Genomic DNA, 9,866 nt, shown 5'->3' on the forward strand with positions numbered 1-9,866 from the left:
GTGGCCGCCCGGGCCGCCGGCGACCTGCTCGCCCCGCACGCGCCGGTCCGGCTCGGCGACGTCGTGCCCGCGCCCGAACGGGTCACCCCGGATCCGACGGCCGACTTCGTCCTCACCGCCGACGCCGCCATCCGGGTCAGCGCCGACGACTCCGCGCGGGCCGTCGCCGAGCAGCTCGCGGCCCTGCTCCGACCGGCCACCGGTTATCCGCTGCCGGTGACCGACGCGACCCGGCCGGAACCGGCCGGCGGCATCGCGCTGGCGCTGGTCGACGCCGGCGACCTCGGCGCGGAGGGCTACCGGCTCACCGTGGCGTCCGAGGGGGTACGGATCGACGCGGCCACCGCGGCCGGGCTCCTGTACGGCGTGCAGACGCTGCGGCAACTGCTGCCGGCGGCGATCGAGAGCACCGCCCCGGTCGCCGAACGCTGGGCGCTGCCCGGCGGGTCGATCACCGACCGGCCGCGGTTCGCCTACCGGGGGGCGATGCTCGACGTGGCCCGGCACTTCTTCGGCGTCGCCGACGTGCTGCGGGTGATCGACCACCTGGCCCGGTACAAGCTCAACCACCTGCACCTGCACCTCACCGACGACCAGGGCTGGCGGATCGCGGTCGACTCCTGGCCCCGGCTGGCCACCGTCGGCGGGGCCGGCGAGGTGGGCGGCGGCCCTGGCGGGCACTACACGCAGGCCGACTACCGGCGGATCGTGGCGTACGCGGCCGACCGGCACATCACCGTGGTGCCGGAGATCGACCTGCCCGGGCACACCAACGCGGCGCTGACCGCGTACGCCGAACTGGCCCCGGACCGGGTCGCGCCGCCGCCGTACAACGGCACGGAGGTCGGCTTCAGCCACGTCGACCCGGCCAGCGAGCGGACGTACGACTTCGTCACCGACGTGCTCGGCGAGATCGCCGCGCTCACCCCCGGGCCGTGGCTGCACATCGGCGGGGACGAGGCGTTCAAGGTGCCGGCCGAGGCGTACACCGCCTTCGTCGAGCGGGTGCAGCGGATCGTCGCCGGCACCGGCCGGACGGTGGTCGGCTGGCACCAGATCGCACCCGCCGCCCACGCGGAGGGGCGGGTGCTCCAGTGGTGGGGCACCACGGGCGAGGACCCGGTGACCGCCGACGCGGTGCGCCGGGGCGCACGGCTCATCCTCTCCCCCGCCAACCACGCCTACCTCGACATGAAGTACGCCCCCGACACCCCCATCGGGCACGACTGGGCCGGCCTGATCGACGTGCGACGGTCGTACGACTGGGACCCGGGCGCCCACGTGGCCGGCGTGCCGGCCGACGCGGTGCTCGGGGTGGAGGCGCCGCTGTGGACAGAGTCGGTCACCTCCCGGGCGGAGATCGAGTTCATGCTCTTCCCCCGGCTGCCCGCGATCGCCGAGTTGGCCTGGTCGCCCCGGCACACCCACGACTGGGCGGCCTTCCGCGACCGCTTGGCCGGCCAGGGCCCACGCTGGGCCACGGCCGGCATCGCCTTCCACCGCGCCCCGGAGGTGCCGTGGCCCGCCGGCGACACGCCCGGTCCTGTTCCCCGGCCCCGCACCGGCTCGACGCACTCGACACCGGCCACGTGACGGTGAGTGACGACACCCGCAACGACCCGGCCGCCAACGGAGCGGCTACACGCTGGGTGACGCTCTGCTGCTTTCTCGCCCGGCCCGATCAGCCCGGGGACGCCGCCACGAGTCGTTGACCAGCGCCGCGGCTCACCTTCCCCACAACCCAGCCCCCACCCGCCTCACACGCTTTGCTCTGCACCCACGAACGCACCAGGCACACAACGTGACCGGTGCGTCGATGGGTGCAGAGCAAAGCGCGCGCCGAGGTGGAGGGGTTGGTCACCATCACGCGTGACTTTCTGTAATCAGGATGCCCCTGCAGCCGGGCACCGCGTCGGAGGCCCCGCAGCCGGCACCGGTCGGCGGATCAGCCGCCGGAGTCGGCCAGTTCGGCGCCCTCGGGGACGGTGTCGTCGTCGCGACTGGCCAGCCAACCCTCGGGCAGGAAGACCTTGCCGGGCGAGTTGGTCCGGCCGCGTGGCTGGCCCAGCGTGGCGACCGGGAACGGCTCGGCCGGGTCCAGCTTGCCGAGCAGGTCGTCGAGCTGTGCCAGGCTCTCGATCATCGCCAGCTCGCGGCGCAGCTCACTGCCCACGGGGAAGCCCTTGAGGTACCAGGCGACGTGCTTGCGGAAGTCGGTGCAGCCGTCCCGCTCACCCCGGGCGGGAGTGCGCGAACCGGCGCTGAACTGGTCGACCAGCAGCTCCGCGTGGCGGCGCATGGTCTGCGCGACCTCGCCGAGGTCGGGCAGCCGGCGCTCCGGGCGGCCGTCGAACGCGGCCTCCAGGTCGGCGAAGAGCCACGGCCGACCCAGGCAGCCCCGGCCGACCACCACGCCGTCGACGCCGGTGTGCGCCACCATCCGCAGCGCGTCGTCGGCCTCCCAGATGTCGCCGTTGCCGAGCACCGGCACGTCGAGCGCCTGCTTGAGGGTGGCGATGGCGTCCCAGTCGGCGGTGCCGGAGTAGCGCTGCGCCGCCGTACGCCCGTGCAGGGCGACCGCGGCCACCCCGGCGTCCTGGGCGGCGAGCCCCGCCTCGACGTACGTCAGGTGGTCGTCGTCGATGCCCTTGCGCATCTTGACGGTGACCGGCACCCCGGCGGGTGACGCGGCGTCCACCGCGGCCCGCACCAGGCGGGCGAAGAGCCGGCGCCGCCACGGCAGCGCCGAGCCGCCGCCCTTGCGGGTGACCTTCGGCACCGGGCAGCCGAAGTTGAGGTCGATGTGGTCGGCGAGGTTCTTCTCGACCACGATCCGCACGGCGGCGGCGGTGATCTCCGGATTGGTGCCGTAGAGCTGGAGGCTGCGGGGGCGCTCGTCGTCGCCGAAGGCGATCATGCGCAGCGTCTTCGGGTTCCGCTCGACCAGCGCGACGGTGGTGATCATCTCGCAGACGTAGATGCCACCGCCCTGTTCCCGACAGAGCTGCCGGAAGCCGACGTTGGTGATGCCGGCCATCGGCGCGAGCACCACCGGCGGCCACACCTCGTGCCGCCCGAGGGTCAGCGGGCGCGGGACGGTGGCGGTCGGGGCGGTCACCGGACAAGTGTACGGGGCCCCGACCGGCGCGACGACGCGCCGGCCGGAGCCCCGCCAGCAGCTCAGCAGCCCGGCAGGCGCTCGATCAGGTACCGCTCGACCTGGTCCAGGGAGACCCGCTCCTGGGCCATGGTGTCCCGGTTCCGCACGGTCACCGCGTCGTCGTCGAGGGTGTCGAAGTCGACGGTCACGCAGAACGGCGTACCGATCTCGTCCTGCCGGCGGTAGCGCCGACCGATCGCCTGCGAGTCGTCGAACTCCACCACCCAGCGCTTGCGCAGCTGCGCGGCGAGGCCCTTCGCCTTCGGCGAGAGCGCCTCGTTGCGCGACAGCGGCAGCACCGCCACCTTGACCGGGGCCAGCCGCGGGTCGAAGCGCATCACCGTGCGCTTGTCGACACCACCCTTGGTGTTCGGCGCCTCGTCCTCGTCGTACGCCTCCAGCAGGAACGCCAGCACCGCGCGGGTGAGGCCGGCAGCAGGCTCGATGACGTACGGCATCCAGCGCTCGCCCTTGCTCTGGTCGAAGTACGACAGGTCGACGCCGGAGTGCTTGCTGTGCGTGGTGAGGTCGAAGTCGGTGCGGTTGGCGATGCCCTCCAGCTCGGCGAACTCGGTGCCGCCGAACTGGAAGCGGTACTCGATGTCGACCGTGCGCTTCGAGTAGTGGGAGAGCTTCTCCTTCGGGTGCTCGAGGAAGCGCAGGTTGTTCTCCGACAGGCCGAGGTCGAGGTACCAGTTCCAGCGCTCCTGCAACCAGTACTCGTGCCACCGCTCGTCGGTGCCCGGCTCGACGAAGAACTCCATCTCCATCTGCTCGAACTCGCGGGTGCGGAAGATGAAGTTGCCCGGGGTGATCTCGTTGCGGAACGACTTGCCGGTCTGCGCGATGCCGAACGGCGGCTTCTTGCGGGCGACCGTCTCCACGTTCTTGTAGTTGACGAAGATGCCCTGGGCGGTCTCCGGGCGCAGGTAGTGCAGCCCTTCCTCGCTCTCCACCGGGCCCAGGTAGGTCTTCATCAGGCCGTTGAACATTTTCGGCTCGGTGAAGGTGCCCTTGTTGCCGCAGTTGGGGCAGTTCAGCTCCGACAGCGAGGCGAGCGGCTTGCCGTGCTTCTCGGCGTACGCCTCCTCCAGGTGGTCGGCCCGGAACCGCTTGTGGCAGGACTGGCACTCGGTCAGCGGGTCGACGAAGGCGTCCAGGTGGCCGGAGGCCGCCCACACGTCGCGGGCCAGGATCACGGCGGAGTCGAGACCGACCACGTCGTCGCGCTGCTGGACCATGGCCTTCCACCACTGCCGGCGGACGTTCTCCTTGAGCTCCACGCCGAGCGGACCGTAGTCCCACGCCGACCGGGTGCCTCCGTAGATCTCGCTGGAGGGGAAGACGAAGCCTCGGCGCTTGGCGAGACTGACGATCGCGTCGATACGGTCGGCTGGCATGTTTCCTCCTACGCCGGCTGGCGGTCGGCGGGGACGCTATGGGATGGAAGGAACAACTCGGGACAACGGTACGACCAGCGGGGTCCCGAGCCCAGCAGAATACCGGGGACGCCTCAGCTGACCCCGCACACCTCCATGCCCCCGGTCTGCCGGTCCTGCCCGAGGGTCACCTGCTGCCGGTCGCGGTCTCCCCCGGTGAAGGTGACGTCGACCGGGACGGTGAGGGTGGTGGTGTCCACCTCGCCAACGCGGAAGGTGTCGATCTGCGGCTCGGCGGCCACCCGCCGCTCGAACTCCCGCCGCGACTCGCGCCGCTGCGCGTCGTCGCAGAGCTGGTCGTACGCGGCGCCGTACTTCCGCTCGGCCAGCGCCCGGTAGTAGTCGGTGGAGACCGTGCGGCCCTGCTCCTCGACCGCCTGGACCCCGCTCACCGCGAGGCCGACCACCGCCGCGCCGCCGCCACCGCAGCAGAGCAGCAGGGCGAGCGCCCCCGCGCCCAGGCCCAGCCAGAGCCGGGTGTTGCGCCCCTCGGTGGGCGGTGCCGCGAACGGCGGAGCCACCCCCGGGCCGGCCGGCGGGACGGGCACATCCGGATCCGCCGGCGACACCGGCACGGCGGGCGGCCGGGCGCCCTCCTGGCCGGGCAGCGAGGGGTGCGGCGGTGGGGCTGCCGGTCCGGGATCGTTCATGAGAGCAATGTAGTGCCCAGGGGCTCAGCGGTAAGGACCAGCGGCCCGATCGCTGGCGGCGACGACGACCTCTCCGCCCGGTCCGGCGCTGGCGAGCGCCTCGTACGCGGACGGCTCGTCGAGGGACTCGGCGAGCAGCGGCACGGCGGTGATCTTCACGTCGAAGCCGCCCAGGGCCCGCCGGTAGGTCCCGACCGACTCCCACTCCGTGACCAGGCACCAGTGCCGCGGGTCGTCCAGCGCCCGGACGAGCTGGCCCCGCAGGTATCCGGGACGGGCCGCGAGCGCGGCGAGGGCGGCGTGCGCCCGCTCGGTGAAGTCGTCCGCGACATCGACGTCGACCACGAACCGGTTGGTCACCAGCACCGGGTTCCTCCTCGTAGAGTCTGTGGGATGCAGCGTACGCAGAGCCGGATGCCGGGCCGGTTGGCCCGGGCAAACCCGACGACGGTGTTCCTGATCACCCTGGTGCTGGTGCTCGTCGCGTTCTTCACCCCCGGAGTGGTCGGCGGGCTGTTGACGCTGCTGCTCGCCGCGGCCGTCGCCGGGCTGCTGGTCACCACGTGGTCGGTGCAGACGCCGCAGACCCGGATCATCCGGCTGCTGATGCTCACCCTGCTGGTCGCCGCGGGCCTGGTGAAGCTGCTCTGACATGCAAGCATGCGTTTTTGACAATCATTCTCGTTGTCACGGACAGTTGATGTCATGAACATCCGCTCCGCGCCGCGCGCCCTGGCCGCCGCCACCACCGCCCTGCTCGTCCTGGGTGGGGTGACGGCCTGCTCCGACGAGGGCGCGGCCGGCGCCGACCCGAAGCGGGTCGACGTGGTCGCCGCCTTCTATCCGCTCCAGTTCCTCGCCGAGCGCGTCGGCGGCGACAACGCCTCGGTGACCAACCTGGTCAAGCCGGGGGCCGAACCGCACGACCTGGAGCTCAACCCGGGCCAGGTCGGCCAGGTCACCGAGGCGGAGCTGGTCGTCTTCCTCAAGGGCTTCCAGCCGGCCGTCGACGAGGCGGTCGAGCAGAACGCCGCCGACCGCGCCTTCGACGTGGCGACCGTGCAGCCGCTCCTGGACGCCGCCGCGGCCGGTCACGACCACGAGGGCGAGCACGCCGCCGAGGCCACGACCACCGGGGAGCCCGGCCACGAGGAGACCGGCGGCAAGGACCCGCACATCTGGCTCGACCCGACCCGGCTCGCCACGGTGGGTGACAAGCTCGCCGAGCGGCTCGGCACGGCCGACCCGGAGCGGGCCGCCGACTACACCGCGCGGGCGAAGACGCTCCGCACCGAGCTGGAGAAGCTCGACGCCGAGTTCGCCGCCGGGCTGAAGACCTGCCAGCGCCGGGAGATCGTGGTCAGCCACACCGCCTTCGGCTACCTGACCGAGCGCTACCAGCTGGAGCAGGTCGGCATCACCGGGCTCAGCCCGGACACCGAGCCCTCCCCGCAGCGCCTGGCCGAGGTCATCGAGGAGGCCCGGGAGCACAAGGCCACCACGATCTTCTTCGAGACGCTGGTGAGCCCGAAGGTCGCCGAGACCATCGCTGGTCAGGTCGGTGCGAAGACCGCCGTGCTGGACCCGCTCGAAGGGCTGTCCGCCGGCAACGGCGGGGACTACCTTTCGGTGATGCGTACCAACCTGCAGACCCTGAGGACGGCGTTGAGCTGCTCGTGACAAGACCTGTCATCACCGTCACGCACGGGGTGGTCGGCTACGACGGCCGCCCCGTGCTGCGTGACGTCACGCTGACCGTGACCGCCGGCGAGGTGGTCGCGGTGCTCGGCGCCAACGGCTCCGGCAAGTCCACGCTGATCCGCGCCGTGCTCGGCCTGGTGCCGCTCAGCGCCGGCACGGTCACCCTCTTCGACCGCCCGCTGCGGCGGTTCCGGCAGTGGCACCGCATCGGGTACGTCCCGCAGCGCCTGGGCGCCGGCAGCGGCGTGCCGGCCACCGTCCGGGAGGTGGTGGCCTCCGGCCGGCTCGCCCGTCGCGGCGTGCTGCGTCCGCCCGGCGCGGCCGATCGGGCCGCCGTGGCCGCGGCGCTGGAGTCGGTCGGTCTCGCCGACCGGGCCGGCGACCCGGTCGCCACCCTCTCCGGTGGGCAGCAGCAACGGACCCTGATCGCCCGGGCCCTCGCCGGCCAGCCGGAACTGCTCGTCCTCGACGAGCCGACCGCCGGGGTCGACGCGGTCAGCCAGGAGGCGTTCGCCGGGGCGCTGCACGACTTCGTCGGCGGCGGCGGGACGGTGCTGCTGGTCGCCCACGAGCTGGGCCCGCTGCGGCCGCTGATCAGCCGGGCGGTCGTCGTACACCAGGGTGGGATCTGCCACGACGGCGCCGTGCCGGAGCCCGCCGGCCACCACGCGGAGCCCGACCACGACCACGTGCACCCGCACGGTCCCGACGAGCCCGCCGGGCTGTGGAGCAGCTGAGCATGGAACTCTTCCAGTACCCCTACATGCAGCGCGCCCTGATCGGCGCGCTGGTCATCGGCCTGGCCGCCCCGGCGCTCGGCATCTACCTGGTGCAGCGGCGGTTGGCGCTGATCGGCGACGGGGTCGGGCACGTGGCGCTCACCGGCGTCGGCGCCGGCCTGCTGCTCAACCGCTCCCCGGTGCTCGTCGCGGTGATCGTGGCGACCCTCGGCGCGATCACCATCGAGCTGGTCCGGGCCCGGGGCCGCACCTCCGGCGACCTGGCCCTGGCCCTGCTCTTCTACGGCGGCATCGCCGGCGGGGTGATGCTGGTGGGGCTCTCCGACAGCACCAGCGCGAACCTCAACGCCTACCTCTTCGGGTCGCTGACCACCATCTCGTCGCAGGACCTGACGACCATCGCGGTGCTCGGGGCGGCGATCGGGGTGACCATGCTGGCGCTGCGCCCGGCGCTCTTCGCGGTCTGCCACGACGAGGAGTACGCCCGGGTCTCCGGCCTGCCGGTGCGCACGCTCAACCTGCTGCTCGCGGTCGCCACGGCGGTCACCGTGACCATCGCGATGCGGGCCGTCGGCGTGCTGTTGATCAGCGCGCTGATGGTGGTGCCGGTGGCCGCCGCGCAGCAGGTGACCCGCGGGTTCCGCAGCACGATGGCGGCGGCGATGGCGCTCGGCCTCTTCGCCGCCGGCTCGGGGGTCTGGGTGGCCGCCAACGCCGACACCGCCCCCGGCGCCTCGGTCGTGCTGATGGCGATCGCCTCGTTCGCAGTGGTCGCGGTCCTCGGCGCCGGCTGGCGGGTGCTGCGCCGACGCAGCGCGACGGCCACCGCTCCCTCCCTGGAGCCGCACGAGGTGGTGCTCCACTGATCCCTGCTCAGCGGCCTGTCGGTGGGATTGGTTACCGTTACGGGGTGAGCGGCGGATCAGGGTACGACGCCTTCGACGGCGCGAGTGAGCTGCTGCGTGCCCTCTCCGCGCCGATCCGGCTGGCCATCGTCAGCGAGCTGGCCGAGGGCGAGCGGTGCGTGCACGAGCTGGTCGACAAGCTCGGCGCCGCGCAGCCCCTGGTCTCCCAGCACCTGCGGGTGCTGCGCGGCGCCGGCGTGGTGCGCGGCTCGCGGCGGGGGCGCGAGATCGCGTACGCCCTGGTCGACGAGCACGTCGCGCACATCGTGGCCGACGCGGTAAGCCACGCCGGGGAGGGATCGTGAGCGGCGCCGCCGTCCGCAACACCCGCCAGCGCTCGGCGGTGAGCGCGCTGCTGGCCGAGCTGGCGGGCTTCCACAGCGCTCAGGAGCTGCACGCGATGCTGCGCGACCGCGGTGAGCGGGTCGGCCTGACCACCGTCTACCGCACCCTGCAGGGGCTGGCCGACGCGGGCGAGATCGACGTGATGCGCCCGCCGGGCGGCGAGCACCTCTACCGCCGGTGCAGCCAGGGGCACCACCACCACCTGGTCTGCCGGGCCTGCGGCCGCACGGTCGAGGTGGCCGGGCCGGCGGTGGAGAGCTGGGCGGAGCGGGTGGCGACGCAGCACGGCTACGCCGACGTCAGCCACACCCTGGAGATCTTCGGCACCTGCCCGTCCTGCGCCGCCTGAACACCACGGCCGGCCCGGCGGGGTGCCCGGCGCGGCCGTTCGTGGCACGCTGTCCGGCGTGAAGATCTACGCCGATCGTTTCCCTACCGCCGCCCGACAGTTGCTCACCGACCTGCTCGTCGTCGCCTGGGTGTACGGCGCGATCCGCGGCGCGCTGTGGCTGCACGACCTGGTGCAGAAGCTCGCCGTACCCGGACAGAAGATGGAGGGGGCCGGCGGTGGCCTCGCCGACAACCTGGCCGAGGCCGGCGGCAAGGTCGGCCGGGTGCCGCTGGTCGGCGACGAGTTGACCGCGCCCTTCGAGCGGGCCGCCGGCGCCGCCCGGTCGCTGGCCGAGGCGGGCCGCGACCAGCAGGAACTGGTCGACCAGCTGGCCCTCGCGCTCGCCGTCGCCGTGCTGGTCTTCCCGCTCGGCCTGGTGCTCTTCGGCTGGCTGCCGCTGCGGGTGCGCTGGATGCGGCGGGCCTCCTCGGCCGCGAAGCTGGCCGCCGTGCCCGCCGGTCGGGACCTGCTGGCCCTGCGGGCGCTGGCCACCCAGCCGCTGGGCCGGCTGACCCGGGTCGCGCCCGACGTGGCC

Annotated in this window: 12 protein-coding genes; 8 read left to right on the top strand and 4 right to left on the bottom strand. The window is 73.1% G+C overall.

Features of this window, described 5'->3' with window-relative positions; translation table 11 throughout:
• The coding region (locus NCC78_RS21710; RefSeq protein ID WP_250796644.1) for a beta-N-acetylhexosaminidase at nucleotides 1–1,593 on the top strand (1,593 nt) is incomplete at its 5' end.
• A 352-nt stretch (nucleotides 1,594–1,945) separates the two neighbouring features.
• Here NCC78_RS21710 and dusB read toward each other — a convergent pair.
• From dusB to NCC78_RS21730, 4 genes are all read right to left on the bottom strand, one after another.
• Nucleotides 1,946–3,118, bottom strand: coding sequence for a tRNA dihydrouridine synthase DusB (gene dusB / locus NCC78_RS21715; RefSeq protein WP_284706338.1), 1,173 nt, complete (start codon nucleotides 3,116–3,118; stop codon nucleotides 1,946–1,948).
• 62 nt (nucleotides 3,119–3,180) lie between these two features.
• On the bottom strand, nucleotides 3,181–4,560 hold the full coding sequence (locus tag NCC78_RS21720; RefSeq protein WP_250796645.1) for a glycine--tRNA ligase: 1,380 nt from the start codon (nucleotides 4,558–4,560) through the stop codon (nucleotides 3,181–3,183).
• A 113-nt stretch (nucleotides 4,561–4,673) separates the two neighbouring features.
• Complete coding sequence (locus tag NCC78_RS21725; RefSeq protein WP_250796662.1) at nucleotides 4,674–5,147, bottom strand: Rv0361 family membrane protein; 474 nt, start codon at nucleotides 5,145–5,147, stop codon at nucleotides 4,674–4,676.
• A gap of 126 nt (nucleotides 5,148–5,273) precedes the next feature.
• Nucleotides 5,274–5,615 (bottom strand): antibiotic biosynthesis monooxygenase family protein, encoded by a 342-nt coding sequence (locus tag NCC78_RS21730; protein ID WP_250796646.1) that lies wholly within the window; start codon nucleotides 5,613–5,615, stop codon nucleotides 5,274–5,276.
• A 27-nt stretch (nucleotides 5,616–5,642) separates the two neighbouring features.
• Between NCC78_RS21730 and NCC78_RS21735 the strand changes: the two genes are divergently transcribed.
• The 7 genes from NCC78_RS21735 to NCC78_RS21765 all read left to right on the top strand — a co-directional run.
• Nucleotides 5,643–5,900, top strand: a complete 258-nt coding sequence (locus NCC78_RS21735) for a hypothetical protein (RefSeq protein ID WP_250796647.1) — start codon at nucleotides 5,643–5,645, stop codon at nucleotides 5,898–5,900.
• 54 nt (nucleotides 5,901–5,954) lie between these two features.
• Nucleotides 5,955–6,929 (top strand): metal ABC transporter substrate-binding protein, encoded by a 975-nt coding sequence (locus tag NCC78_RS21740; RefSeq protein WP_250796649.1) that lies wholly within the window; start codon nucleotides 5,955–5,957, stop codon nucleotides 6,927–6,929.
• Nucleotides 6,926–7,687, top strand: coding sequence for a metal ABC transporter ATP-binding protein (locus NCC78_RS21745; protein ID WP_250796650.1), 762 nt, complete (start codon nucleotides 6,926–6,928; stop codon nucleotides 7,685–7,687). The genes NCC78_RS21740 and NCC78_RS21745 overlap by 4 nt, the downstream gene beginning before the upstream one ends.
• Nucleotides 7,688–7,689: 2 nt before the next feature.
• Nucleotides 7,690–8,556: a metal ABC transporter permease gene (locus tag NCC78_RS21750; protein ID WP_250796651.1), complete on the top strand. Its 867-nt coding sequence runs from the start codon at nucleotides 7,690–7,692 to the stop codon at nucleotides 8,554–8,556.
• Nucleotides 8,557–8,600: 44 nt separating this feature from the next.
• The gene (locus NCC78_RS21755; protein WP_250796652.1) at nucleotides 8,601–8,900 is read left to right on the top strand and encodes an ArsR/SmtB family transcription factor; all 300 of its coding nucleotides are present in this window, start codon (nucleotides 8,601–8,603) and stop codon (nucleotides 8,898–8,900) included.
• On the top strand, nucleotides 8,897–9,289 hold the full coding sequence (locus NCC78_RS21760) for a Fur family transcriptional regulator (protein ID WP_250796657.1): 393 nt from the start codon (nucleotides 8,897–8,899) through the stop codon (nucleotides 9,287–9,289). Before NCC78_RS21755 ends, NCC78_RS21760 begins: the two co-directional genes overlap by 4 nt.
• 58 nt (nucleotides 9,290–9,347) lie before the next feature.
• The coding region (locus tag NCC78_RS21765; RefSeq protein WP_250796658.1) for a hypothetical protein at nucleotides 9,348–9,866 on the top strand (519 nt) is incomplete at its 3' end.

It is taken from the genome of Micromonospora phytophila (assembly GCF_023656545.1).
Taxonomy (GTDB): Bacteria; Actinomycetota; Actinomycetes; order Mycobacteriales; family Micromonosporaceae; genus Micromonospora; species Micromonospora phytophila.